At 73.0% G+C, this 24,986-nt stretch carries 20 protein-coding genes; 10 read left to right on the forward strand and 10 right to left on the reverse strand.

Features of this window, described 5'->3' with window-relative positions; genetic code table 11:
- Positions 1-21 precede the first annotated feature (21 nt).
- On the forward strand, positions 22-1,179 hold the full coding sequence (gene sepH, locus ACYVHQ_RS03825; protein WP_460510804.1) for a septation protein SepH: 1,158 nt from the start codon (positions 22-24) through the stop codon (positions 1,177-1,179).
- Positions 1,180-1,192: 13 nt separating this feature from the next.
- Here sepH and ACYVHQ_RS03830 read toward each other — a convergent pair whose 3' ends face one another.
- On the reverse strand, positions 1,193-2,323 hold the full coding sequence (locus ACYVHQ_RS03830) for an alkaline phosphatase family protein (protein ID WP_460510805.1): 1,131 nt from the start codon (positions 2,321-2,323) through the stop codon (positions 1,193-1,195).
- A 45-nt stretch (positions 2,324-2,368) separates the two neighbouring features.
- Between ACYVHQ_RS03830 and ACYVHQ_RS03835 the strand changes: the two genes are divergently transcribed.
- The gene (locus ACYVHQ_RS03835; protein WP_460510806.1) at positions 2,369-4,879 is read left to right on the forward strand and encodes a DNA gyrase/topoisomerase IV subunit A; all 2,511 of its coding nucleotides are present in this window, start codon (positions 2,369-2,371) and stop codon (positions 4,877-4,879) included.
- Between the two features lie 98 nt (positions 4,880-4,977).
- Here the strand turns inward: ACYVHQ_RS03835 and ACYVHQ_RS03840 are convergent, their stop codons facing one another.
- Positions 4,978-7,077, reverse strand: a complete 2,100-nt coding sequence (locus ACYVHQ_RS03840; protein WP_460510807.1) for a DNA gyrase/topoisomerase IV subunit B — start codon at positions 7,075-7,077, stop codon at positions 4,978-4,980.
- 227 nt (positions 7,078-7,304) lie between these two features.
- Between ACYVHQ_RS03840 and ACYVHQ_RS03845 the strand changes: the two genes are divergently transcribed.
- Positions 7,305-7,532 carry a DUF7455 domain-containing protein gene (locus ACYVHQ_RS03845; protein ID WP_460510808.1) on the forward strand — a complete coding sequence of 76 codons (228 nt, stop codon included), beginning with the start codon at positions 7,305-7,307 and terminating at the stop codon, positions 7,530-7,532.
- A gap of 82 nt (positions 7,533-7,614) precedes the next feature.
- Here ACYVHQ_RS03845 and ACYVHQ_RS03850 read toward each other — a convergent pair whose 3' ends face one another.
- The 5 genes from ACYVHQ_RS03850 to ACYVHQ_RS03870 form a co-directional block, all read right to left on the reverse strand.
- Complete coding sequence (locus ACYVHQ_RS03850) at positions 7,615-8,370, reverse strand: type 1 glutamine amidotransferase (RefSeq protein ID WP_460510809.1); 756 nt, start codon at positions 8,368-8,370, stop codon at positions 7,615-7,617.
- Positions 8,367-9,626, reverse strand: coding sequence for a MurT ligase domain-containing protein (locus ACYVHQ_RS03855; RefSeq protein ID WP_460510810.1), 1,260 nt, complete (start codon positions 9,624-9,626; stop codon positions 8,367-8,369). The genes ACYVHQ_RS03850 and ACYVHQ_RS03855 overlap by 4 nt, the downstream gene beginning before the upstream one ends.
- 3 nt (positions 9,627-9,629) lie before the next feature.
- Positions 9,630-10,895 (reverse strand): RNA polymerase sigma factor, encoded by a 1,266-nt coding sequence (locus ACYVHQ_RS03860; RefSeq protein ID WP_460510811.1) that lies wholly within the window; start codon positions 10,893-10,895, stop codon positions 9,630-9,632.
- Between the two features lie 209 nt (positions 10,896-11,104).
- A complete protein-coding gene (locus ACYVHQ_RS03865; RefSeq protein WP_460510812.1) occupies positions 11,105-12,460 on the reverse strand; it encodes an MFS transporter in 1,356 nt (451 codons plus the stop codon).
- A 58-nt stretch (positions 12,461-12,518) separates the two neighbouring features.
- Positions 12,519-13,433 (reverse strand): proteasome assembly chaperone family protein, encoded by a 915-nt coding sequence (locus ACYVHQ_RS03870; RefSeq protein WP_460510813.1) that lies wholly within the window; start codon positions 13,431-13,433, stop codon positions 12,519-12,521.
- A gap of 85 nt (positions 13,434-13,518) precedes the next feature.
- Here ACYVHQ_RS03870 and ACYVHQ_RS03875 point away from each other — a divergent pair, with 85 nt between their 5' ends.
- The 3 genes from ACYVHQ_RS03875 (at position 13,519) to sucB (ending at position 17,991) form a co-directional block, all read left to right on the forward strand.
- Entirely contained in the window at positions 13,519-15,012 is a 1,494-nt protein-coding gene (locus ACYVHQ_RS03875) for a leucyl aminopeptidase (RefSeq protein WP_460510814.1), read from the forward strand.
- 105 nt (positions 15,013-15,117) lie between these two features.
- Positions 15,118-16,491, forward strand: a complete 1,374-nt coding sequence (lpdA, locus tag ACYVHQ_RS03880; RefSeq protein ID WP_460510816.1) for a dihydrolipoyl dehydrogenase — start codon at positions 15,118-15,120, stop codon at positions 16,489-16,491.
- Positions 16,492-16,545: 54 nt separating this feature from the next.
- Positions 16,546-17,991: a 2-oxoglutarate dehydrogenase, E2 component, dihydrolipoamide succinyltransferase gene (gene sucB, locus ACYVHQ_RS03885; RefSeq protein ID WP_460510818.1), complete on the forward strand. Its 1,446-nt coding sequence runs from the start codon at positions 16,546-16,548 to the stop codon at positions 17,989-17,991.
- Between the two features lie 3 nt (positions 17,992-17,994).
- On the opposite strand, the gene ACYVHQ_RS03890 is transcribed toward sucB, so the two are convergent.
- Positions 17,995-19,317, reverse strand: a complete 1,323-nt coding sequence (locus ACYVHQ_RS03890) for a serine/threonine-protein kinase (protein WP_460510820.1) — start codon at positions 19,315-19,317, stop codon at positions 17,995-17,997.
- A gap of 122 nt (positions 19,318-19,439) precedes the next feature.
- Between ACYVHQ_RS03890 and ACYVHQ_RS03895 the strand changes: the two genes are divergently transcribed.
- Complete coding sequence (locus tag ACYVHQ_RS03895) at positions 19,440-20,162, forward strand: DUF4191 domain-containing protein (RefSeq protein WP_460510821.1); 723 nt, start codon at positions 19,440-19,442, stop codon at positions 20,160-20,162.
- Positions 20,163-20,255: 93 nt separating this feature from the next.
- Here the strand turns inward: ACYVHQ_RS03895 and ACYVHQ_RS03900 are convergent, their stop codons facing one another.
- A complete protein-coding gene (locus ACYVHQ_RS03900; RefSeq protein WP_460510822.1) occupies positions 20,256-20,699 on the reverse strand; it encodes an RDD family protein in 444 nt (147 codons plus the stop codon).
- A 135-nt stretch (positions 20,700-20,834) separates the two neighbouring features.
- Here ACYVHQ_RS03900 and glnA point away from each other — a divergent pair, with 135 nt between their 5' ends.
- From glnA to ACYVHQ_RS03915, 3 genes are all read left to right on the forward strand, one after another.
- The gene (gene glnA, locus ACYVHQ_RS03905; RefSeq protein ID WP_460510823.1) at positions 20,835-22,259 is read left to right on the forward strand and encodes a type I glutamate--ammonia ligase; all 1,425 of its coding nucleotides are present in this window, start codon (positions 20,835-20,837) and stop codon (positions 22,257-22,259) included.
- A 131-nt stretch (positions 22,260-22,390) separates the two neighbouring features.
- Complete coding sequence (locus ACYVHQ_RS03910; protein WP_460510824.1) at positions 22,391-23,281, forward strand: GAF domain-containing protein; 891 nt, start codon at positions 22,391-22,393, stop codon at positions 23,279-23,281.
- Position 23,282: 1 nt separating this feature from the next.
- Positions 23,283-23,453, forward strand: coding sequence for a hypothetical protein (locus ACYVHQ_RS03915; RefSeq protein ID WP_460510825.1), 171 nt, complete (start codon positions 23,283-23,285; stop codon positions 23,451-23,453).
- Positions 23,454-23,535: 82 nt separating this feature from the next.
- Here the strand turns inward: ACYVHQ_RS03915 and ACYVHQ_RS03920 are convergent, their stop codons facing one another.
- Positions 23,536-24,969 (reverse strand): UDP-glucose dehydrogenase family protein, encoded by a 1,434-nt coding sequence (locus ACYVHQ_RS03920; protein WP_460510826.1) that lies wholly within the window; start codon positions 24,967-24,969, stop codon positions 23,536-23,538.
- Between the last annotated feature and the right edge of the window lie 17 nt (positions 24,970-24,986).

A 24,986-nucleotide genomic window follows, 5' to 3' on the forward strand; every position in this document is an offset into this window, starting at 1 on the left:
CGAAGAGCTTGTGGAGGCACCATGCGAGAACTCCGGGTCGTCCGTCCGGTGGACGGGGCGCTCGTCGTCGCGACCGACGACGGTGAGGAGTACCGGCTGCCCGTCGACCAGGCGCTCCGGTCGAAGCTGCGGCAGACCGGCGGCGAGGTCGCGGTCACCGAGCACAAGGCGCCCCCGCGCCAGATCCAGGCGCTCGTGCGCGCGGGCCGCACGACCGAGGAGGTCGCCGCCCTCACCGGGGCGAGCGTCGACCAGGTCCGGCGCTTCGAGGGCCCTGTGCTCGCCGAGCGGTCGTTCGTGCTCCAGACCGCGCGGGGCGTCCCGGTCACGGTGGCCGACGCCGTGCTCTCCGACTCGACGGGCGGCACCTTCGGCGCCGTCATCGACGCACGCCTCGCGGCGGCCGAGGCGAGCGACCGAACCTGGTCCTCCTACAAGGACGCCGAGCACGGCTGGCTCGTCCGCGTGGCCTACGTCACGCGCGAGGTCGAGCGCGAGGCCGTCTGGCGGTTCGACCCGAAGACCTCCTCCCTCGCGCCCCAGGCCGGCGACGCGCAGGTGCTCTCGCAGCACTCGGCCGACGTCGGTCCCCTCGTGCCCCGCCTCCGCGCCGTCGGGGACGACGACCGGGCCGCCCGCGGCGACGACTCCGGGCGCTTCGACAGCGGCGCCTTCGAGCTCGAGCCCGAGCCGTTCGACCCCTTCGTCGACGCGGCACCGGAGCGCCAGCGCAGCGACGTCCGCTCCCCCGCGTCGCTCGCCGCCGTCAACCGCGACCCGGACGCCCCGGGGCCCGTGCACGACCAGACCGAGGACCTCCTCGAGGCCCTCCGCCGCCGCCGGGGCGAGCGCGAGGCGGCCCGCACGGCGCCCGACGCCGACCTGCGCCCCCGGCACCCGGCGCCGGGCACCGTCCGGGTCGTCGACGTGCCCCTCGACGCCTGGCGCACCCCGGAGGCCTCCGACGACGAGCACGAGGTCGCCCAGCCGCCCGAGCGGCAGGCGTCGCGCACCCGCCCGCCGATGGCGTCGCGCACGCCCCCGCCCCGCCAGGACCGACGTCAGGAGGCCCGGCCCGCCGAGGAGCGGCCGGCACCGGCGACGAAGCGGCGCGGTCGGACCGCCATGCCGAGCTGGGACGACATCGTCTTCGGGGCCCGCCCGGAGGACCCCTCCTGACGCGTCGCCGCCGTCAGGCGGAGTAGGCGCCGAAGCGCAGGAGCGGCACGCGCGTCTCGTCGTCCGACCAGGAGCCGTGGTGCCCCACCATGTCGCCGGGCGCTCCGCCGGTCGACCGGCCGTCCCACCAGGCCACCGACTTGCGGGCCGCCACGAGGACGTCGCCGATCCTCGGCGCCACGACGGGGTCCACGGGACCGAACCAGCCCGCCGCCACCGCCTCCTCGCGCGTCACGACCCAGGCCCGCTCTCCCTCGGCGCGACGCCACGCCTCGACCAGGGCGCCGCGGTGCTCGGGGGTCGCGTCCGGCTCCAGGTGCAGCTGGAGGACGCGCGGGTCGCCCGCGACGTGCCGCACGCCCGCGACCAGGTCCGCCTGCTGCCCGAAGACGAGCCTCCTGTGCTCGGGCACGTCGACCATGCCGTGGTCGGCCGTGACGAGGAGCCCGACGTCGCGCGGGAGGGCGGCCTCGAGGCGCCGCACCTCTCCGTCGAGGTCCTCGAGCAGGGCCGTCCACTCGGGCGACTGCCACCCCAGGCGGTGGGCCGCCATGTCGAGCTCGGGCACGTACAGGTAGACGAGCGCGGGCTCGGGGCGGGTGACGAGGTCGAGAGCCCGGTCGACGCGCTCCCCGAGGGTCTCGGCGACCACGTAGTCGGCCCCCGAGAGGATCGCGTGGGTCAGCCCGGACGACCGGTAGCGCTTGGCCCCCACCGCGTGCACGAGCCCGGCCGGCGCGGACTCGAAGAGCGGGCGCCGGCGCGGCCAGCGGTCCGGCGTCATGAGGGCGTCCCAGCCGGAGAGCTGCTTCACGACGCGGTCGTTGTCGGGGTCGAGGACCGTGAAGCCCACGAGGCCGTGCTCGCCCGGGGCGGCCCCCGTCGTCAGCGTCGCGAGGGCGGCGGCCGTCGTCGACGGGAACCCCGACCACAACGACCCCTTGACGCCCGTCAACGTGCGGGCGTGCCCCTTGCGCTGGGCGAGGGACGACGAGCCGAGCCCGTCGACGAGCAGCACGACGGCCGAACGGGCAGGAGGCAGTGAGAGCGCGTTGGGCGCGCCCGCGAGCGTCGCGAGGCAGGAGGGGACCACGTCGGCGAGCGTGACGGCGCCGTCGGGGCGCCTCGGTACGATGGAGGACATCTCCACCAGTCTCCCACCGGTGACGCCACCCCACGCGAAGAGGCCATGACGACCACCGACACCCCCAGCCCGGCAGACCACGGCGAGCGGATCGAGGACGTCGACGTCTCGGCCGAGATGCAGGGCTCGTTCCTCGAGTACGCCTACTCGGTCATCTACTCCCGGGCGCTCCCCGACGCGCGCGACGGCCTCAAGCCCGTCCAGCGGCGCATCCTCTACCAGATGTCCGAGATGGGCCTGCGCCCGGACCGCGGCCACGTGAAGAGCGCGCGCGTCGTCGGCGAGGTGATGGGCAAGCTGCACCCGCACGGCGACACGGCGATCTACGACGCCATGGTCCGGCAGGCGCAGCCCTTCACCATGCGCGTGCCCCTCATCGACGGGCACGGCAACTTCGGCTCGCTCGACGACGGCCCCGCGGCCCCGCGCTACACCGAGGCTCGGCTCGCCGAGCCCGCCCTGGCCCTCACCGCGAGCCTCGGCGAGGACGTCGTGGACTTCGTCCCGAACTACGACAACCAGCTCATGCAGCCCGACGTGCTGCCCGCGGCGTTCCCCAACCTCCTCGTCAACGGCGCCAGCGGCATCGCGGTCGGCATGGCCACGAACATGGCACCGCACAACCTCGTCGAGGTCGTCGGCGCCGCGCGCCACCTCCTCGAGCACCCCGACGCCACCCTCGACGACCTCATGGCCTTCGTGCCCGGGCCCGACCTGCCCACGGGCGGGACCATCTCCGGCCTGGCCGGCGTCCGCGACGCCTACGCGACGGGCCGCGGCAGCTTCAAGACCCGCGCCAAGGTGAGCGTCGAGGCCGTGACCGCCCGCAAGAGCGGGCTCGTCGTCACGGAGCTCCCCTACCTCGTCGGCCCCGAGAAGGTCATCGAGAAGATCAAGGACGGCGTCCAGGCCAAGAAGCTCACGGGCATCACGGACGTCACCGACCTCACGGACCGGCGCCACGGCCTCCGGCTCGTCATCGGCATCAAGACCGGCTTCAGCCCCGAGGCCGTGCTGCAGCAGCTGTACCGCTACACGCCCCTGGAGGACGGCTTCAGCATCAACGCCGTCGCGCTCGTCGAGGGCCAGCCGCGCACGCTCGGACTCCGCGAGCTGCTGCAGGTCTACGTGGGGCACCGGATCGAGGTCGTCACGCGGCGCAGCCGGTGGCGCCTCGGCAAGAAGGAGGACCGCCTCCACCTCGTCGAGGGCCTGCTCATCGCGATCGTCGACATCGACGAGGTCATCCAGGTGATCCGCACGAGCGACGACACCCCCACGGCGAAGGCCCGGCTCATCGAGGTCTTCGACCTCAGCGACGTGCAGGCCGAGTACATCCTCGACCTGCAGCTGCGTCGGCTCACCAGGTTCAGCCGCGTCGAGCTCGAGCGGGAGCGCGACGAGCTGCAGGCCCAGATCGACGAGCTGCGCGCGCTGCTCGCCGACCCGGCCCGTCTCCGCGTCCTCGTGAGCGACGAGCTCGCCGAGATCGCCGAACGGTTCGGCACGCCGCGCCGGACCCTCCTCACCGAGGCGGCGCCGAGCGCCGCCACCTCCGGTCGACGCGGGGCCGCACCGGTGCTCGAGATCGCCGACACGCCCACCCGCGTCTTCCTCTCGACGACGGGGCGCCTCCTGCGCGTCGACCACCAGGACCCCGCCGCGGGTGCGCCCACCCCGCCGACGCGGCGCACGGCGCACGACGCGATCCGGTCCGCGGTCGACACGAGCACGCGCAGCGAGATCGGTGCCGTCACGTCGACGGGACGCCTCATCCGCTTCACGCCGGTCGACCTGCCCGCCGTGCCGCCGAGCTCCGTGCAGCTCGGTGCGGGCGTGCCGGTGCGCGACTACGTGGGCATCACCGACCGCAAGGAGGTCGTGCTGGGCCTCGTCTCGCTCGAGGCCGACCGCACGATCGCGCTGGGCACCGCCCGGGGCGTCGTCAAGCGCGTGGCACCCGGGCAGTACCCGACCAAGCCCGACTTCCCGGTGATCGCGCTCAAGCCCGGCGACCGGGTCGTGGGCGTCGCCCAGGGCACCGACGACGACGAGCTCGTCTTCGTCACGTCGGGCACGCAGCTGCTGCGGTTCCCGGCCTCCGCCGTCCGACCCCAGGGCGTCGCAGGCGGTGGCGTCGCGGGCATCAGCGTTCCCGACGGGGCGAGCGTGCTGTTCTTCGGCAGCGTCCCCGAGGGGGGCGACGCCGTCGTCGTGACCGTGTCGTCGAGCGCGTCGACGATCGCGGGCACGGATCCGGGCCGGGCCAAGGTCAGCGCCTTCACCGAGTTCCCCGCGAAGGGCCGCGCCACGGGTGGCGTGCGCAGCCACGCACTGCTCAAGGGCGAGGACGCCCTGACCCTGGCCTGGGTCGGACCGTCCCCCGCGCTGGCGGTCGGCGAGGGCGGGCAGGTGCGGGCCCTCCCCGAGCCCGGCGCCCGCCGGGACGCGTCCGGCACGCCGCTCGACGGCGTCGTGGGCAGCGTCGGCGCCTCGATCGCGCACGTCACGGACGCCGCGACCGGCGAAGAGGCCGGGGCCGAGCCGCAGGCCTGACGACGCACCACGGCCGCGGCCGCGGGCGGCGGACGGACCCGGCCCGCACCGGGCAGGAGGCGCGAGCCGGCCCGACCGCGCGCCTCCTGCCCGAGAGGTCAGACGTCGATGCGGTCGCGGTCCAGGCCGGAGCCGTCGATGATGAACTCCTTGCGGGGGGCCACGTCGTTGCCCATGAGCAGCTCGAACACGCGGGCGGCGTTCTCGGCGTCGTCGACGCGGACCCGCCGCAGCGTGCGCGCCGACCGGTCCATGGTCGTCGTCGCGAGCTGCTCGGCGTCCATCTCGCCCAGGCCCTTGTAGCGCTGGATCGGGTCCTGGAACTTCTTGTTCGTGCGCTTCAGCCCGGCGAGGACGCCCTTGAGCTCCTTCTCGGAGTACGTGTAGATCGTCTCGTTGGGCTTGCTGCCCGGGTGGACGACGACGACGCGGTGCAGGGGCGGCACGGCGGCGAAGACGCGCCCCTCCTCGATCATGGGGCGCATGTAACGGAAGAAGAGCGTGAGCAGCAGCGTGCGGATGTGCGCGCCGTCCACGTCGGCGTCGCTCATGATGATGACCTTGCCGTAGCGCGCCGCCGCGAGGTCGAACGAGCGACCGGAGCCCGCGCCGACGACCTGGATGATCGACGCGCACTCGACGTTCGAGAGCATGTCGCTGACCGAGGCCTTCTGCACGTTCAGGATCTTGCCGCGGATCGGCAGCAGCGCCTGGTACTCGCTGTTGCGCGCGAGCTTGGCCGTGCCGAGCGCGCTGTCGCCCTCGACGATGAACAGCTCGCTCGACGCGACGTCGTGCGACCGGCAGTCCACGAGCTTCGCGGGCAGCGTCGAGTTCTCGAGGGCGTTCTTGCGCCGCTGGGTCTCCTTGTGCGCCCGAGCCGCGATGCGCGACTTCATCTCGGCGACGACCTTCTCGAGCACGACCCCCGTCTGCGCCTTGTCCTCGCGCCGGGTGGAGGCGAACAGGTCGGCGATGCCCGTCGTCACGACGTTCGAGACGATCGCGCGCACGGCGGGCGTGCCGAGGATCTCCTTCGTCTGGCCCTCGAACTGCGGCTCCGGCAAGCGCACGGTGAGGACCGCCGTGAGGCCCGCGAGGACGTCGTCCTTCTCGACCTTGTCGTTGCCGACCTTGAGCTTGCGCGCAGAGGCCTCGACCTGCTGGCGGACCGCCTTGAGCAGCCCGGCCTCGAAGCCCGTCTGGTGCGTGCCGCCCTTGGGCGTCGCGATGATGTTGACGTAGCTGCGGAAGACGCCCTCGTACCCGCTCCCCCAGCGCAGCGCGATGTCGACCTCGCACTCGCGCTCGAGCTCCTTGCTCACCATGGCACCCGACTCCGTCAGCACGGGCACGGTCTCGGTGTACGAGCCCGTCCCCTGCAGACGCCAGGTGTCGGTGACGGCCGTGTCGGGGGCGAGGAACTCGACGTACTCGCTGATGCCGCCGTCGAACCGGAACGCGTGCTCGGTCGGGAAGCCGCCGTCCGTGAGCTGGCCCGGCCGCTCGTCGCGGATGGTCAGCGTCAGCCCGGGGATGAGGAACGCCGTCTGCCGCGCCCTCGCGGTGAGGTCGTCGGTCTGGAAGGTCGCCCCCCGGGTGAAGACCTGCCGGTCCGCCCAGTACCGGATGCGCGTCCCCGTGACGCCCTTCTTCACCCGGCCCACCTCGCGCAGCTCGCTCCCCGCGAGGAACGGCGTGAAGGGGGCGTCGGGGGTGGGCTCGCCGCCGCCGTCGTCGAAGGTGCCCGGCTCGCCGCGGTGGAAGGACATCGCCCAGGTCTTGCCCCCGCGGTCCACCTCCACGTCGAGGCGTTCCGAGAGCGCGTTGACGACGCTGGCGCCGACGCCGTGCAGCCCGCCGGAGGACGCGTAGGAGCCGCCACCGAACTTGCCGCCGGCGTGCAGCTTCGTGAAGACCACCTCGACCCCGGAGAGGCCCGTCTTGGGCTCGATGTCGACGGGGATGCCGCGCGCCGTGTCGCGCACCTCGACGCTGTCGTCGGCGTGCAGCACGACGGCGATCGCGTCGCCGTGGCCGCCGAGGGCCTCGTCGACGGAGTTGTCGATGATCTCCCACAGGCAGTGCATGAGGCCACGGCTGTCGGTCGACCCGATGTACATGCCGGGGCGCTTGCGCACGGCCTCCAGCCCCTCGAGGACGGACAGGTGGCGGGCCGAGTAGTCAGACGTGGCCAAGGGGCTCCTTGCTGCGACGGGGGTCGGCCTCGCGGAATGCCCGGGGCCCGACCGGTGTTCCATCCTATCGAGCGCGGTCGTCCCGGCCCGTTCGACACCCGGCCCCGCACCTCCCGGTGCTCGGCTACGCGATGAGCGAAATCCGGCCCGATCTCCCACGAGCGGGAGGTCGACGTGTTTGGATGAGTGTCACCCACCCACCGCACCACCGTCAGGAGGAGCATCACATGACTCAGATGGCCACCGACCAGACCGCCGTCGACGAGCTCGGCTCCCGTTACCAGCTCACCGCCGCCGACCGTTGTGACAGCTGCGGAGCCCAGGCGTACATCCGTGCGACGATGGCGACCGGCGACCTCCTGTTCTGCGCCCACCACGGCGCCAAGTTCAAGGACAAGCTCCAGCCGAACGCCGTGGAGTGGCTCGACGAGAGCGCGAAGCTGCTCGAGGACTGACCGCGCGCCCCTCGGGCGCACCACGCACGACGGGCGTGCCTCCTGAGGGAGGCACGCCCTTCGTGCGTGGTGCGGGGCCGGGTCACATGGCCTTGAAGGTCCGCTCGAGGTTGTCCGCGATGACGCGCTGCGAGGCTGCTGCGTACTCGTCCAGCTTGCCGTGGGCGTCCCCGGGGGTCCATTCCACCCCGTGACGACGCAGCGCGGCCGCGAGCACGCGGTCCGCCAGGACCGGGTTGAGCGGCAGCAGGGGGCCCTTCAGCTGGGTCCCGAACGACGTGCCGCGCACGACGCCCTCAGCGCCCGCCGAGCCGTTGCCGCCGCCGTGCACGACGCGACCGAAGGGCTGCGCACCGTCGGCGAGCTCGAGGTGCGCGGCGTGGTCCTCGAAGCCGTAGAGCGTCAGCTCGTCGCCCTCGTGCGTGGTCGTCACCTGGAAGTAGTTGGTGCGACGCGGCGCCCCTCGGCGTGAGGTCGCAGCGAAGAACCCGACGCCCTCGACCGTCTCGCCCTCGACCGTCACCACGCCCTGGCTCAGCAGCTCGAGGCCACCACCGACGGCGACCACGGGTGCGCCGGAGGCGGCGGTGTCGTCGAGGAAGGACCGGAGGCCACGGGCGTCCGCGGCCACGCTGCGCACGCCCGACAGCGGACCGTGGCCGAGCAGGACCACGTCGGCCGAGGACGGCACGTCGTCGCCGACGCGGTGCTCGACGACCTCGCTCTCGACGCCGCCGCGTCGGAGCCGTTCGACGAGCGTCGCCACGTTGCCGCGGTCGCCGCTGACGCCCAGCGCTTCGGGGTACAGGTGGACGAGGCGGACGACGGGAGCGCTCACGCGGTCTTCTCCAGGTCGGGGTGGCCGAGGATCCGGCGGGCGAGCATCATCTGCTCGTAGTTGGTGATGAAGTGCTTCGTGCCGTCGGCGGCCGTCGGCAGGGCCCGCATGCGGCGGATCGCGGCGGAGATGTCCTCCTCGATGACGTGCACCGGGATGCCGTCGTGCTCGAGGCGCAGCGCCAGCTGCCAGGCCTTCGCACCGGCCAGCACGTCGACGTGGTCGAGGTGCGAGAAGTCGATGTCGTAGATCCAGGAGATGTCGGGCGTGCCCTCGTCGATCGCGAGGAGGACCTGCTCGGCGTCCTGGGGCAGCGCGTCGAGGTTCAACTGCAGGCTCGCCGCGTTCTTGAACATGATGAACTCGGCCTCGTCACCGCCCAGGGGCATGCGCTCGCCGCGCCCGTAGGCGGGCTTCATCGACGAGAACGCCCGCTGCACGGCGGCCGGGTCGACCGGTCGGCCCAGGACGACGGACGCCGTCTGCACGGCAGCGGCGGCGTCGACGGCGTAGTGCAGGCCCTTGGCCGGCAGCCGCACGTCGATCTCGCGCCCGCCCGAGCTCAGCGTCGCGCCGGTCGGGGTGAGGGCGACCACCTCGGTCTGGGCGTCCAGCGGACCCCCGTGCTCCCGCGTGAAGTCCGAGGCGTTCTGCAGGCCGTTCGGCGACGCGGCCACGACGTCGGCGGACGCGCCGAAGCGCGTCACCGTCTGCCCCGCGAGGGGCTCGTACGAGCCCAGGTGCTGGTCGTCGCGGTTCGTGACGACCGCCCGCGTCGAGAGCGCCGCGGTGTCGGTCATCATCGTGCCGACCCGCTCCGTCTCGAAGAAGCGGTAGAGCTGGTCGACCTGCACGTTGAGCATGAGCACCGTCGACGGGTGCAGCGACCGCGTGAGCTCCACCGCGAACGCCTCGTCGACCTCGATGACGCCGATGTCGTGCCGCACCCGGCCGAACGGCGTGACCTCGCGGAGGAACGCCGACGCGATGCCCTGGGGCAGGTTGGCGCCCGTGGGGTTCGTGAAGACCTTCAGCCCGTGGGCCCGGAGGGTCTCGGTGAGCATCATGGTCGTCGTCGACTTGCCGTTGGAGCCGAGCACGAACACGACGCCGCGCTCGAACTGCCCCGCCACGTGCGAGAGGAAGTCCGGCGCCAGGGCGAGGACGGTGCGGCCGGGGTAGGCCGAGCCGCCGCCCCGGAGACGGGCGGCAGCCCTGACGAGTCGACCGGCCAGGACCGGCAGGAGGTACCGCACGGCTTACTCGAGGTAGTCGCGGAGCGACTGCGACCGGGACGGGTGGCGCAGCTTCGCCATCGTCTTGGACTCGATCTGGCGGATGCGCTCGCGCGTCACGCCGAAGGTGTCTCCGATCTGGTCGAGCGTCTTCGGCATGCCGTCGCCCAGGCCGAAGCGCATGCGGATCACGCCGGCCTCCCGCTCGGAGAGGCTGTCGAGGAGGGACTCGAGCTGCTTCTGGAGCATCGTGAAGCCCACCGCGTCGGCCGGGACGACCGCCTCGGTGTCCTCGATGAGGTCGCCGAACTCGCTGTCGCCGTCCTCGCCGAGGGGGGTGTGCAGCGAGATGGGCTCGCGGCCGTACTTCTGCACCTCGACGACCTTCTCGGGCGTCATGTCGAGCTCGCGCGAGAGCTCCTCGGGGGTCGGCTCGCGACCGAGGTCCTGGAGCATCTGGCGCTGGACGCGGGCCAGCTTGTTGATGACCTCGACCATGTGCACGGGGATGCGGATCGTGCGGGCCTGATCGGCCATCGCGCGCGTGATGGCCTGGCGGATCCACCACGTGGCGTAGGTCGAGAACTTGAAGCCCTTGGTGTAGTCGAACTTCTCGACCGCACGGATGAGGCCGAGGTTGCCCTCCTGGATGAGGTCGAGGAACTGCATCCCGCGACCGGTGTAGCGCTTCGCGAGGCTCACGACCAGGCGGAGGTTGGCGCCCAGGAGGTGGCTCTTCGCCCGCTGCCCGTCGCGCGCGACCCAGCGCAGCTCGCGCTCCAGCTCACGGCTGAGGCCCGTGCTGTTGGCGAGCTTGTCCTCGGCGAAGAGGCCGGCCTCGATGCGCATGGCGAGCTCGACCTCCTCGGCGGCGTTCAGCAGGGCGACCTTGCCGATCTGCTTGAGGTAGTCCTTGACCGGGTCGGCCGTGGCGCCCGTGATGGTCGTCGAGTAGACCGGCACCTCGTCGTCGTCGTCCTGGGAGATGACGAGCGCGCCCGTGGGCAACGTCTCGGGGACGGCGCCCTTGGCCGCCTCGGAGCCCTCGGGGGCGTCGGCGGCGGCGTCGTCGGCCTCGGCGGGCACCTCGACGTCGTCGGGGGCCTCCTCGGGCTCGGCCGCCTTGGCGGCCTTCGCCGTCGTCGCCTTCTTGGCGGCAGCGGTCGTCTTCTTCGCGGGCGCGCGCTTGACGGGCGCCTTCTTCGCCGCCGCCTCCGGGGCGTCGGTCGCGGCCTCGACGTCGACCTCGGGGGTCGGCTCGTCGACGGGCTTCGCGGTGCGGGTAGCCATGCGGACACCTTTCAGTTCTCGGGTACGGTCCAGGCCGATCGATGCCGGTGCCGTCGGGCGACGACGCGAGGCCCCCCAGGTCGTGCAGAGCTCCGTGCTGGCGATCAGATCAGGGCAGTACGAGGACCCATGTCAAGCCCTCGACGCCAGGTCGGGGGACGAGAACGGGTCCTTCCCTCCATTGTCGCACATCCGAGGGCCGCGGACGCTCAGGGGCGGGACGCGTCCCCGTCGCGGCCGCGCCGACGTCGGAGCCGCCGGTCGAGGGCCACCCACAGGGGCGCGACCTCGATCCCCTCCTCGAGGCGCAGGCCCGCCCGGGTCCGGCGCCGGTCGACCAGCAGGCCGACCACGCCCGCCCCGACGACGACGTACTGCACGAGGAACGCGAGGCGGAACGAGCCCAGGGCGAAGAGGTCGCTCGCGGCTCCCCCGGCGACCCTCGCCGCGTCGACCTGGTCGAGCACGACCCCGATGAGGAACATCATGACGAAGCTCGCGAGGAAACCGCCGACGTTGACCACGCCGTTGGCCACCCCGAGGCTGCGCAACGGGTTGAAGGTCCGCGCGAAGTCGAAGCCGATGAGCGACCCGGGGCCGCCGATCCCCAGGACCACCACGAGGACCCACACGACGGGCGTCGGCGGACCGCCCGGCCAGGCGAGCACGAGGGTCCACGCCGTGCCGACCAGCGTGACGATGCCCAGGACGAGGTTCGAGCGGCGCAACGGGTACCGGGCCGTCAGGAGGCCCAGCACGGGTCCCGCCACGACGCCGGTGACGACGATGGTCGTGAGCGCCCCGGCGGCCTCCCCCGGCGTCCAGCCCAGCCCGCTCACGAGGAACGGCACGCCCCAGAGGAGCGTGAAGACCGTGCCGGAGGACTGCGTCACGTAGTGCGACCAGAAGCCCAGGCGCGTGCCGGGCCGACGGACGGCCTCGCGCAGCTGACGGCCGGCCTCCTGCCAGGTCGTCCCCTGCCGGAGCGTGCCCACGCCGTCGGGGGCGTCCCGCACGACGAGGACGACGAGCACCGCGCCGAGCACCGAGAGCGCCGCGGCCGACAGGAACGCCGGCGTCCAGCCGGCCGCGTGCAGCACGACCGACAACGGCACGGCGGACAGCACCTGGCCGATCTGCCCGACGTTGCCCGTCCACTGGGACACCTGGGGCAGGACCGGGCCACGGAACCAGGACGGCAGGAGGCGCATGACCGAGATGAAGGTCATCGCGTCGCCCGCCCCGACCAGGATCCGTCCGACCACCGCGACGCCGATGACGGGGGGCGACAGCGCTACCACGAGCTGCCCCACCGCGAGCAGCACGGCACCGGCGGCGATCACCGTGCGGGGTCCGAACCGGTCGAGGAGCACGCCGACCGGGATCTGCAGGCCGGCGTAGACGACGAGCTGGACGACGGCGAGGGTCGACAGGGTCGACGCCGAGATGCCGAAGATGTCCTGGGCCTCGACGCCGGACACGCCCAGCGACGAGCGCTGCAGGACGGCGACGACGTAGGCCAGCACGGCGGCGCCCCAGACGGACCAGGCGCGGGCGGAGTTCACCCGACGAACCTATCCCCCGGGCGGACCGGGGTCCGCCGTCCAGGGGCGGACCGTGGGATCAGCCCTCCCCGGGCTCGCGACGCGTCGCCAGGAACTTCTCGAGCTCGGCAGCGAGGGCGTCGGCGCTCGGCACCTGGCCGTCCTGGTCGGTGAGCGGCGAGGGCAGCGGGTTGCCCTCCATGTAGGTGTCGTGGCGCTCCTCGAGCGTCGTGACGAGCCGGGTGAGCTCGGCGTTGCCCTGGACCTGCTCCTCGACCTTCACGAGGAAGTCGCGCCCCTCGCCCCGGAGGGCGTCCGTCGGGAAGATCAGCCCGGTGGCGGCGCTGATGCTCGCCAGGGCCGTGACGGCCGCCTCGGGGAACTCCGTGTCGGCCAGGTAGTGGGGGACGAGGAGGACGAAGCCCGCGACGGGGTGCCCGACCTGCGTCAGGCGGTGCTCCAGCAGGTGCAGGGCGTTCGCGGGCGCCTGGGTCACCGGCCGCCAGACCGAGAGCGACTCGACGAGCTCCGGTCGGTTGCCGCTGACGGTCACGCCCAGGGGACGGGTGTGCGGGACCGGCATGGGGATCGCGTGCACCCACGTCGTCGACGCCACCGCGAAGCGGTCGACGAGGTCGAGCAGCGCGGCCGTGAAGCGCTCCCACTGGAAGTCGGGCTCGAAGCCGGTCAGCAGCAGGAACTGCTGACCCAGGTCGTCGCTCGCGAGCGACAACGTCAGGGCGGGCGGTGCCCACTCGGTGATGTGGTCCTGGTCGAACGTGATGACGGGACGCCGCGCCCGGTAGTCGAGGAGCTCGTCGGCGTCGAACGTCGCGAGCACCTGGTGCTCCAGCGTGTCGAGGGCGTACTGCCCGAGCTGGCTCACGGCGCTGCCGGCGTCGGCGAAGCCCGTGAGGCCGGCGACGAGCGGGAGCCCCGCCGGCACGGCGTCGGCGGCGTCGGTGAGGTCGTAGAGCGCGGTGGGGTCCTGCATGCTCCCATGCTAGGCAGCGCACCTGCACGGCAGCGCCGCCGGCGACGTGCCCAGAGCGAACACGTGTCGCCGATAGCATCGGTGCATGACCGTCCCCGCGCTCTCCGTGTCCACCTCCCTGCCCTCGGCCCTCGAGGCCGACGTCCTCGTCGTCGGCGTGCGCCAGGGCGACGACGGAGCCGTCGTCACCAGCGCCGACGAGGCCGTCACGGGCCTCCTGTCGGGCCTCGACCTGCGCGCCCTGGGCGTCACCGGTGCCGAGGACGAGCTCGTGCGCCTCCCCGCGGACGCCGTCGCGGCGACGATCGTCGCGACCATCGGGCTCGGCCGCACGGCGGACGCCGACGCGCTCCGCTACGCCGCCGGCTCGGCCGTGCGCCAGTCGACCGCCGTCGACCGCGTCGTCCTCGACCTGCCCGTCGCGAGCGAGGACGAGGCGCGTGCCGCCCTCGAGGGCGCGGCCCTGGGCGCCTACGCCTTCGACGCCTTCCGCGGCTCGTCCGCCGGCGAGCAGCGTCGCCACGCCTCCGAGGTGGTCCTCGCGACCGGCGTCGAGGTGCAGGAGGCCGCGGTCGCGGCCGCCGCGACCGTCGCGCAGGCGGTCCACACGGTCCGCGACCTGTCCAACACCCCGCCCCAGCAGCTCGCCCCGGCCGACCTGGCCGACGCGGCGGTCTCGCTCGCGGCCGACCTCGACGTCGAGGTCGAGGTGCTGGCCGAGGACGCCCTGCGCGAGGGCGGCTACGGCGGGATCCTCGGCGTGGGCCAGGGCTCGTCGCGCGGGCCCCGACTGGTGAAGCTCACCTGGAGCCCCGAGGGCGCGACCAAGCACCTCGCGCTGGTCGGCAAGGGCATCACCTACGACACGGGCGGCCTGTCCCTCAAGCCCGCCGCGAGCATGCTCGGCATGAAGGACGACATGACGGGTGCGGCCACGGTGCTCGCCGCGACCGTCGCGATCGCGCGGCTCGCCCTCCCCGTGAAGGTGACGACCTGGCTCTGCGTCGCCGAGAACATGCCGAGCGGCACCGCCATCCGCCCCGACGACGTCCTCACGATCCGCGGCGGCACGACGGTCGAGGTGACCAACACCGACGCCGAGGGCCGCCTCGTCATGGCCGACGGCCTCGTCGCCGCGAGCGAGGAGCAGCCCGACATGATCGTCGACGTCGCCACGCTGACCGGCGCGCAGGTCGTCGCGCTCGGCATGCGCACGGCGGGCGTCATGGGCAACGACGGGTTCGCCGACGCGGTGGTGGCCGCGGCCGACGCCGCGGGCGAGACCGCGTGGCGCATGCCGCTGCCGCGCGAGCTCCGGGCCCGCCTGTCGTCCGACGTGGCGGACCTGGTGAACGCCACCCCGGGCAACACGGCCGCGGGCATGCTGCTCGCGGGCGTGTTCCTGCGCGAGTTCGTGGGCGACCGCGAGGGCGGCGACGGGCAGATCCCGTGGGCGCACATCGACATCGCCGGCCCGTCGAACAACAAGGCCGGCGGCTACGGCTACACGCCCAAGGGGTCGACGGGCGTCGCCGTCCGGACGCTGCTCGGCCTGGCCGCCGACGTCGCAGCCGGGTAGTAGGGTCGAGGGGCGGGACGATCCCGCGCAGATCGGTCCACCCGCCGACGTCGACACGGCAGTCGTGCGGGCAGGACTCGTCCGGACGCACGAGGGAGTTGCTGGGTGTCGGAACAGAATGTTGACCTGGTGGTGCTCGGTGGCGGGAGCGGCGGTTACGCGGCTGCCCTGCGCGCCTCCGAGCTGGGCATGACGGTCGTCATCGTCGAGAAGGACAAGCTCGGGGGCACCTGCCTGCACCGCGGCTGCATCCCCACGAAGGCGCTGCTCCACTCGGCCGAGGTGGCCGACGTGTCCCGGGAGTCCGCCAAGTACGGCGTGCACACCGACTTCCACGGCATCGACATGGGCGCCGTGACGTCCTACCGCGAGGGCATCGTCTCGAGCAAGTTCAAGGGCCTGCAGGGCCTCGTGAAGGCCCGCGGCATCACCGTCGTGCAGGGCGAGGGCCGGCTCACGTCGCCCACGACCGTCCAGGTGGGCGACGAGACGATCACCGCGAAGAACGTCGTGCTCGCCACCGGCTCGTACTCGCGCAGCCTGCCGGGCCTCGAGATCGGCGGCCGCGTCATCACGAGCGAGCAGGCCCTGGCGCTCGACCACGTGCCGTCCCGCGTCGCCATCCTCGGCGGCGGCGTCATCGGCGTCGAGTTCGCCAGCGTCTGGAAGAGCTTCGGCGCCGAGGTCGACATCGTCGAGGCGCTCCCCCACCTCGTGCCCAACGAGGAGGAGTCGATCAGCAAGCAGTTCGAGCGCGCCTTCCGCAAGCGCGGCATCCGCTTCTCGCTCGGCAAGCGCTTCCAGGGCGTGACGCAGAGCGACGACGGCGTCGTCGTCACCCTGGAGGACGGCACCACCATCGAGGCCGACCTCCTGCTCGTCGCGGTCGGTCGCGGCCCGAGCACCGCGGGCCTCGGCTACGAAGAGGTCGGCATCACCATGGACCGCGGGTTCGTGCTCACGAACGAGCGCCTCGCCACGAACGTGCCCGGCGTCTACGCCCTCGGCGACATCGTCCCCGGCCTCCAGCTCGCGCACCGCAGCTTCCAGCACGGCATCTTCGTCGCCGAGGAGATCGCGGGCCTGAAGCCGCAGGTCATCGAGGACGTCAACATCCCCAAGGTCACCTACAGCGACCCCGAGGTCGCGTCCGTGGGCTACACCGAGGCCAAGGCCGGCGAGAAGTACGGCGCCGACAAGATCGCGACCTACGACTACAACCTGGCCGGCAACGGCAAGAGCCACATCATCGGCACGAGCGGTTCGGTCAAGGTCGTCCGCGTGGTCGACGGACCCGTCGTCGGCGTCCACATGATCGGCGCCCGCGTCGGCGAGCTCATCGGCGAGGCGCAGCTCACGGTCAACTGGGAGGCCTACCCGGAGGACGTCGCGCCCCTGGTGCACGCCCACCCCACCCAGAACGAAGCACTCGGAGAGGCCATGCTCGCGCTCGCGGGCAAGCCGCTCCACGCGATGTAGTCGCGCGAGACAGCCCACACAACGAGACATGAAGTCGTCAAAGGAGTTCCACTGATGAGCGAATCCGTCAACCTCCCGGCACTCGGTGAGAGTGTCACCGAGGGCACGGTCACCCGCTGGCTGAAGAACGTGGGCGACCGCGTGGAGGTCGACGAGCCCCTGCTCGAGGTCTCGACGGACAAGGTCGACACCGAGATCCCCTCGCCGATCGCCGGCGTCGTGGAGGAGATCCTCGTGCCCGAGGACGAGACGGTCGAGGTCGGCACCGCCCTCGTGCGCATCGGCGACGGCAGCTCCGCCCCGGCCGAGCAGCCCGCCGAGCCCGAGGCCGAGCCGCAGCAGGCCGAGGCCCCGCAGCCCGAGCCCGCCCAGGAGGAGCAGGCCGAGGACGCCGTCGTCCCGTCCGACGCTGCCCCCGCACCCGGAGAGGGCGGCTCGTCCGACGCCATCGCCCCCGCGGAGTCCGTCGACCCCGCTCCCGCCCAGGAGGCCCCGGCACCGCAGCAGGCCGCCGCACCGCAGCAGCCCGCCTCCTCCGAGCCCGCCGCGCCGGCCGCGCCCGCCGCCCAGGCCGAGCCCGCAGCGCCGGCCTCCTCCGGTCCGGTCGGCTACGTGACGCCGCTCGTCCGAAAGCTCGCGAACGAGAAGGGCGTCGACCTGTCGACGCTCACCGGCAGCGGCGTCGGGGGGCGCATCCGCAAGGAGGACGTCCTCGAGGCCGCCGAGAAGGCGTCCGCCGCGACGACCCCGGAGGCCACGGCCGCCGCTCCCGTCGAGGTCTCCCCCCTCCGCGGCACGACCGAGAAGATGTCGCGCCTGCGCAAGGTCGTCGCGGAGCGGGCCGTGCAGTCGATGCAGTCGACGGCGCAGCTCACCAGCGTCGTCGAGGTCGACGTGACGAAGGTCGCGCGCTTCCGTGACGAGGTCAAGGGCGAGTTCCAGCAGAAGACCGGCAACAAGCTGTCGTTCCTGCCGTTCTTCACGCTGGCGGCAGCCGAGGCCCTGCAGGCGCACCCGAAGCTCAACGCCACGGTGGACGGCGACTCGATCGTCTACCCGCCGACGGAGAACATCAGCATGGCCGTCGACACCGAGCGCGGCCTGCTCACGCCGGTCATCAAGAACGCGGGCGACCTCGACCTCGCCGGCCTCGCGGGCGCCATCGCCGACCTGGCCTCGCGCACGCGGGACAACAAGCTCGGCCCCGACGAGCTGGCCGGTGGCACCTTCACCGTGACGAACACCGGGTCGCGCGGCGCGCTGTTCGACACCCCCGTGGTGTTCCTCCCGCAGGTGGCGATCCTGGGCACGGGCGTCGTCGTCAAGCGCCCGGTCGTCGTGAAGGCGGACGGGTCGGAGTCGATCGCGATCCGTTCGATGGTCTACCTGGCCCTGTCGTACGACCACCGCATCGTCGACGGTGCCGACGCAGCGCGGTTCCTCGTCGCGGTCAAGGACCGCCTCGAGGGCGGCGACTTCCGCGGCAAGCTCGGCATCTAGGGGTCACGGCCCCCCTCCTGACGGGGCGACCTCGCGCAGGCGCCATCCGGCCTCCGTCCTCACCACGAGGACGGAGGCCGCTGTCGTCCCGTCCCGTTCGCAGCGCAGCAGGGCTGAGCCGCCCCAGCGTGCGGTCTCGGTGAGGCCGGTGCACGCGCCGGACTCGCGCGGGGCTCCTGCCGGCTCGGCCAGGAACGCGAGGTCGTCGCCGAGGAGGGGCGACGAGGCGTGGTCCACCTCGTGCAGGCACGCAGCGTCCAGCTCCCGCAGGCACTCCTCCCTCGCCCGCAGCAGGACACGGGCGGCTGCCGCGGGATCGTCCGCGCGGACCGCCGTGCCAGCATCCGCGCCGGCGTCCCCGCTCGCACCGACCTGCTCCCCGGCGTCGACGCGTGCGTCCGCGTCCGCGAGCGGGTCCTCCGCGGACGCGACGTCCGGGAGGGGAGTCCGCGGTGGTCCGTCCGTGACGGGCCCGGACGGGGCAGCGGCGGCCGAGGGCCGGGTTGCCGGGTCCCCGAGCGGCGTGCCGTCGGCGCCCCTGTCGCCGACGAGCGACGCGGACGCCACCAACGCGCCCAGGACGGCGACGCCCGTCGCCCAGAAGCGCGGGCGCACGGCGCGGAGCCCCGCGACGAGGCCGCCGGGCCCGCTCCGTGCCCACCACGCGAGCGCTCGATCGACGACCTCCGACTCGGGCAGCAGCGCCGTCCAGGCAGGAGGCGCAGGAGGCTCCGGCGGAGCGGCGGGCGGCACCGACGCGGCCCCGCGGACCGTCGTGGCCAACGGGAGGGGCTCCGCGAGGTCGTGCACGAGCTCGACGACCTCCACGAGCTGCGAGGCCCGTCCGAGGGGTGCCGCCGGGGACTCCGCTCCGGGCGGCCAGCGCACGCCCTCGAGCACCGTGGCGACGAACGCGAGCACGCCCGCGAGCCCGTCGTCGACGCTCCCCGATCCCGGGCCGTCGAGGTCGGCCCTCGCGAGCACGGGTGCGCCCCTCGCGTCCACGAGCACGTCCCCGAGGCCCAGGCCGACGACGCGCACGCCCCGGTGCCGGAGGTGCCCGACGGCGGCCAGGACGGGCAGGAGGACCGTCACCGCCTCGCCCGGGTCCAGCGGCCCCCGGGCGTCCGCCCACTCCCGGAGCGTCACGCCGTCGGGCACCGCCACCCGCAGGTGGAGCGTTCCGTCACGGTCGTGCCACGCGTCGACGGGGCGCGCCAGGTGCGGGTGCTGCACCCCCTCCAGCGCGACGAGCCAGCCCATCGAGGCCGGACCGGTCACGGGCAGCGTGGAGCGGGTGTCGGTGTCGGGGTCGGGGTCGGCCATGCAGCGAGACTGCCCCCGAGGGAGACGCCCGACCGCGCCTCCTGCGCCTCCTGCGGGGCGTCCGACCTCGGCGACGGCTGTGGAGGACCCGTGACGGACGGCGAACCCGTACGATGATCGTCATGGCACGACGCACGTCACAGGAGAACACCGCCCCGAAGCCCCCGAAGGAGCCGGGCCGCATCGCGCAGATGTGGCAGATCTTCAAGACGACGCGCAAGCTCGACAAGGCCGTCCTGCCCCTGATGCTCGTCGCCCTCCTCGTGCCGATCCTCCTCGGCGTCGCCGCGGGCGTGTTCCTCACGGGCGGCAACGTGCTCGCGCTGGTCCTCTACGTCCTCGTCGGCGTCATGCTCGGCGTCCTCCTCCTGCTGCTCGTGCTCGGCCGCAGGGCCGAACGTGCCGCGTACGGCCAGATCGAGGGACAGCCCGGTGCCGTGGGAGCCGTCATGAAGAGCGGGCTGCGCCGCACCTGGAAGGCCAGCGAGATGCCCGTCGCCGTGCAGGGACGCTCGCAGGTCGCCGTCTACCGCGCCGTGGGCCGCCCGGGCGTCGTGCTCATCGCCGAGGGCGGTGCCGCCCCCACCAAGCGGCTCGTCGACGAGGAGCGCCGCAAGGTCGCCCGGATCCTCCCCGACGTGCCCGTCACCGTCCTCCACGTCGGTCGCGACGGGGACGCCGTGCCGCTGCACAAGCTCGCGGCGCGCATGAACAAGCTCAAGAAGGCCATCAACCGCACCGAGGTCCTCGCCGTGAGCAACCGGCTGCAGTCGCTCGGTCGCAACGGCCTGCCGATCCCCAAGGGCGTCGATCCGTTCAAGGTCCGTTCGGGTCGCCCGCGCTGATCGGCACCCCTCGCTGATCGGCACCCCTCGCTGATCGGCACCCCTCGCTGATCGGCGCCCCGCGCCGACCGAGGGCGTCGGACGCGCCGGGCGTCAGACGCGGACGAGCACCGTGCCGGCGAAGCGGTCGTGCAGCCCGCGCTGGTCGGCGTCCCACACCACGGCGGGGACGACGAGGCAGATGAGCAGGGTGCGCACCACGGGGCGCCACAGGCCGAGCGGGCCGCCCGCCATCGGTACGACGCGCAGGCGCAGCGCGAGGTGCCCGATGCTGCCGCCCACCGTCGCGAGGAACGCGATCTGCGCGATCGCGAACACGGCCAGCGTCGCGAGGCCGTCGTAGTCGAAGAACGCGACGCTCACCACCGTGGCCAGGGCCCAGTCGACGGCGAGGGCCGCCACGCGGCGTCCCAGGCGACCGACGCTCCGCGGGCCGGAACCGGGCAGCCCGAGCCTCTCGCCGGGCCAGCGCTGGGCGCCGTCGTCGGACCCGCCAGGAGGCCGGGGCGGGCGAGGCGGGAGGGCGCTGCTTGGCATCCGTCCAGACTACCGACGGGCCGCCTCGTAACATGTCCGAAACACGAGGGACACCGGGGCGAAATCGCCCCTGCCTACCCTCGACCGAGGAAGCGTCGTGCTTCCGTCCCCGAGCGCACAGGAGAGACATCCCGCATGTTCAGTGATTCTTCCGAGGTGCTGAAGTTCATCAAGGAGACCGAGGTCAAGTTCCTCGACATCCGCTTCACCGACCTTCCCGGCGTGCAGCAGCACTTCAACATCCCCGCGTCCACGGTCGACGAGGAGTTCTTCTCCGTCGGGCAGCTCTTCGACGGTTCGTCGATCCGCGGCTTCGCGTCGATCCACGAGTCCGACATGCAGCTCATCCCCGACGTGACCACCGGGTACGTCGACCCCTTCCGCGCCGAGCGCACCCTGATCCTCGTCTTCGACATCTTCAACCCGCGCAACGGCGAGCTGTACAGCCGCGACCCGCGCCAGGTCGCCAAGAAGGCCGAGGCCTACCTCGCCAGCACCGGCATCGCCGACACGGCGTTCTTCGCCCCCGAGGCCGAGTTCTACATCTTCGACGACGTCCGCTACGAGGTGAACCAGCACTCCAGCTCCTACAGCGTCGACAGCGAGGAGGGCGCCTGGAACACCGGTCGCGTCGAGGAGGGCGGCAACCTCGGCAACAAGACGGCCTACAAGGGCGGCTACTTCCCGGTGAGCCCGGTCGACAAGACCGCCGACCTCCGCGACGACATCAGCCTCCGCCTGATCGACGCCGGCCTCGAGCTCGAGCGCGCGCACCACGAGGTGGGCACGGGCGGCCAGCAGGAGATCAACTACAAGTTCGACACGATGGTCCACGCGGCGGACGACATCCTGAAGTTCAAGTACATCGTCAAGAACACGGCGGAGCAGTGGGGCAAGGTCGCCACGTTCATGCCCAAGCCGCTCTTCGGCGACAACGGCTCCGGCATGCACACGCACCAGTCCCTGTGGCGCGACGGGTCGCCGCTCTTCTACGACGAGAACGGCTACGGCGGCCTCTCGGACGTCGCCCGCTGGTACATCGGAGGCCTGCTCAAGCACGCCCCCGCGGTCCTCGCCTTCACGAACCCGTCGATCAACTCGTACCACCGCCTGATCCCCGGCTTCGAGGCCCCCGTCAACCTCGTCTACTCGGCGGGCAACCGCTCGGCCGCGATCCGCATCCCGATCACGGGCACCAACCCGAAGGCCAAGCGCATCGAGTTCCGCGTCCCCGACGCGGCCTCGAACCCGTACCTGGCCTTCGCCGCGCAGCTCATGGCGGGCCTCGACGGCATCCAGAACCGCATCGAGCCGCACGAGCCGGTCGACAAGGACCTCTACGAGCTGCCCCCCGAGGAGGCCAAGGGCATCCCCCAGGTCCCCGCGTCCCTCGACGCCGCCCTCGACGCGCTCGAGGCGGACCACGAGTTCCTCACCAAGGGCAACGTCTTCACCCAGGACCTCATCGAGACCTGGATCGCGTACAAGCGCGAGAAGGAGATCCTGCCGATGGCGCAGCGTCCGCACCCGTTCGAGTTCGAGCTCTACTTCGGCGTCTGACGCTCGACCCGGCACCGCGAGGGCCCCGCACCGCTCGGTGCGGGGCCCTCGCGCACGGAGGCCGCGCCCTCGCCTCCGACCGTCGCACGTGCTCCGGCCGGGTGTCGGCGGCACGTGGCACGCTCGTCCTCGTGACCACGACGGCGACCGCAACAGCCCCCACCCTCACCCGGTGGGTCCTCCTCGCGCGACTCGCGACGTCGCTGCTCGCGATCGCCACCGCCGGCGCAGGCTGGGCGGCCTGGTCGCAGCCCGAGTCCACCGCCCCTCGCGTGATCACGCTCGTCGCCGCGGTCGCGACGGCCTGCCTGGCGTTCGTCGTCTGGGTGCTCGAGGAGCGCGCGGCGGCAGGGCTCCGCGACGCGGCACGATCGCTGGAGGACCTCCTGCAGGCCGAGCGGATCCGCATCGCGACCGTCACGAACGGTGCGTTCCTCTCCACCCTGGCGGCCCTGCAAGACCTCGCGGGCCTCGACGCCGACGAACGGCGCACCACCATCAGCGGGTTCCGCCAGAAGGTGGTCGAGCGGGCCTGCGACCTCGTCAAGGACGAGCAGCCCCGCGCGGCCTACTTCCGGGTGGACGACCTCTCCGCGCCCCTGCGGGTCATGTCACCCCGCGGCGCGATCGCCCAACGCTCGCGCACCGACGAGTTCACGACGGAGTTCGACGAGGCCTCGGGCACCGAGCCCGGTGTCTGGCGGCTCGTCGACGAGGGCGACCGGGCACTGCTGCGCGAAGAGGTCGACCTGCCCGGCAAGGCGTACCGGTCCTACATCTCCGCGCCCGTCCGGGCCGGCGGCATCCCCTTCGGCATGCTCACCCTCAACGTGCTCGAGCCCGGCGGCCTCTCCGAGGAGGACCGCGACTTCGTGCTGGTCCTGGCCCGCCTGCTCGCCGTGGCCGAGTCCTTGGCCCTCCCCCGCGCCCAGCGCGCGGCGGCCGTGCGGACCCCTGCGGCGCCACCTACACTGGACGCCATCGGACCGGACGGTCCCCGGCACGACCACGAGGAGGCCTGACGTGACCACCGTGAACCCGACCACGACCCCCCGCTACGTGAGCGCCGACATGGCCGAGGCCCACCGCGAGGCCCTCCGTGCCCTCGAACGGGAGAAGGCGAAGCCCGCGCACATCCGAGAGGCCCGCACCAAGAACCTCCTGCGCTGGCTGGGTGACGGCCCGCGGACCTGAGCGGCACCCCGCACGATGCGACGGCGACGACGAGACGCGACCCCCGCCTCCTGACCGGAGGCAGGGGTCGCGTCGTCCTCGCTCAGGCCGGGAGGGCCGCCGGTGCGAGGGTGCGCCGGGCGCGCGCCGTCGCGGGGGCACCGAGCGGCCGCACCTCCCACCCCGCGGCCGACCAGACCGCCGCGTCCAGCGCGTTGCGCGCATCGATGACGACCGGGTTCGCCGCCACCTCCGCGAGGCCGGCGGCATCCGCCGTGACGAACTCCGGCCACTCGGTGAGCAGCAGCACGACGTCCGCGTCCGTGACGGCCTCGGCGGCGGTGTCGGCGAAGGCCAGGGTCGGGAAGCTCCGCTGCGCCGTCGCGGTCGCCTCCGGGTCGACGACGAGCACCTGGGCGCCCCGCAGGTGCAGGGCCGCCGCGACGTTGAGGGCCGGCGAGTCGCGCACGTCGTCCGTGTGGGGCTTGAACGCGGCCCCGAGCACGGCCACCCGCCGGTTCAGCACCGAACCCCCGCACGCCTCGATCGCCAGGTCGATGACCCGCTGGCGCTGCGCCATGTTGATCTCGTCGACCTGCTGCATGAGGCCGACGGCCCGGTGCGCGCCGAGCTCGTTCGCCCGGTGCACCAGGGCGCGGATGTCCTTCGGCAGGCAACCGCCGCCGAAGCCCAGCCCGGCGTTCAGGAACTTCCGCCCGATCCGGTCGTCGTGCCCGAGGGCGTCCGCCAGGGTCGTTACGTCCGCACCGGCGACCTCGCAGAGCTCGCTGATGGCGTTGATGAACGAGATCTTCGTCGCCAGGAACGCGTTGGCGCTGACCTTGACCAGCTCGGCCGTGGGCAGGTCGCACGAGATGACGGGCGTGCCGGTCGCGATCGGCTGCGCGTACACCTCGCGCAACAGCGCTTCGCTGGACGCGTCCGTCCCACCGAGGACGATGCGGTCGGGGCGCAGGGTGTCGTCCACCGCGTGGCCCTCGCGGAGGAACTCCGGGTTCCAGACCAGGTCGGCCCGGATGCCCGGCCGGACCTCGGCGGCGACGATCTCGCGCAGCCGGGCGGCCGTTCCCACGGGCACCGTGGACTTGCCGACGACGAGGCCGTCGTGGCTCATGGCCGCGGCCACCGCCCGTGTCGCCTCCTCGACGTAGCTGAGGTCGGCGGCGTGGCTGCCCCGCCGCTGCGGGGTGCCCACGCAGACGAAGTGCACGTCGGACAGCGCGACGGCCCCAGCCAGGTCCGTGGTGAACGCGAGGCGGCCCGACGAGACGTGCTCGACGATCAGCTCGGGCAGGCCGGGCTCGAAGAAGGGCACGCGTCCCTCGGCGAGGGCCGCGACCTTCGCGGGGTCGGCGTCGACGCCGATGACGTCGAAGCCCATCTCGGCCATGGCGGCCGCGTGGGTCGCCCCGAGGTAGCCGGTGCCGATGACGCTGATGCGGGGGCGGCCGGAGGCGTCGCCCGCGAGGGCGTCCTCGAGCGCGGCCGGGTCGGTGGTGCGGTCGTTCTCGGTCATGGTGCTCTCCTCCTGCG

This window comes from Frigoribacterium salinisoli, from assembly GCF_054781095.1.

What these genes read in the sequence shown, in the direction of transcription:
- ACYVHQ_RS03870 (WP_460510813.1), bottom strand. Translation starts at nt 13,433, where the DNA reads ATGCAGGACCCCACCGCGCTCTACGACCTCACCGACGCCGCCGACGCC.
- ACYVHQ_RS03835 (WP_460510806.1), top strand. Translation starts at nt 2,369, where the DNA reads ATGACGACCACCGACACCCCCAGCCCGGCAGACCACGGCGAGCGGATC.
- ACYVHQ_RS03920 (WP_460510826.1), bottom strand. Translation starts at nt 24,969, where the DNA reads ATGACCGAGAACGACCGCACCACCGACCCGGCCGCGCTCGAGGACGCC.
- ACYVHQ_RS03895 (WP_460510821.1), top strand. Translation starts at nt 19,440, where the DNA reads ATGGCACGACGCACGTCACAGGAGAACACCGCCCCGAAGCCCCCGAAG.
- ACYVHQ_RS03860 (WP_460510811.1), bottom strand. Translation starts at nt 10,895, where the DNA reads ATGGCTACCCGCACCGCGAAGCCCGTCGACGAGCCGACCCCCGAGGTC.
- ACYVHQ_RS03890 (WP_460510820.1), bottom strand. Translation starts at nt 19,317, where the DNA reads ATGGCCGACCCCGACCCCGACACCGACACCCGCTCCACGCTGCCCGTG.
- ACYVHQ_RS03845 (WP_460510808.1), top strand. Translation starts at nt 7,305, where the DNA reads ATGACTCAGATGGCCACCGACCAGACCGCCGTCGACGAGCTCGGCTCC.
- glnA (WP_460510823.1), top strand. Translation starts at nt 20,835, where the DNA reads ATGTTCAGTGATTCTTCCGAGGTGCTGAAGTTCATCAAGGAGACCGAG.
- sepH (WP_460510804.1), top strand. Translation starts at nt 22, where the DNA reads ATGCGAGAACTCCGGGTCGTCCGTCCGGTGGACGGGGCGCTCGTCGTC.
- ACYVHQ_RS03875 (WP_460510814.1), top strand. Translation starts at nt 13,519, where the DNA reads ATGACCGTCCCCGCGCTCTCCGTGTCCACCTCCCTGCCCTCGGCCCTC.
- sucB (WP_460510818.1), top strand. Translation starts at nt 16,546, where the DNA reads ATGAGCGAATCCGTCAACCTCCCGGCACTCGGTGAGAGTGTCACCGAG.
- ACYVHQ_RS03830 (WP_460510805.1), bottom strand. Translation starts at nt 2,323, where the DNA reads ATGTCCTCCATCGTACCGAGGCGCCCCGACGGCGCCGTCACGCTCGCC.
- ACYVHQ_RS03900 (WP_460510822.1), bottom strand. Translation starts at nt 20,699, where the DNA reads ATGCCAAGCAGCGCCCTCCCGCCTCGCCCGCCCCGGCCTCCTGGCGGG.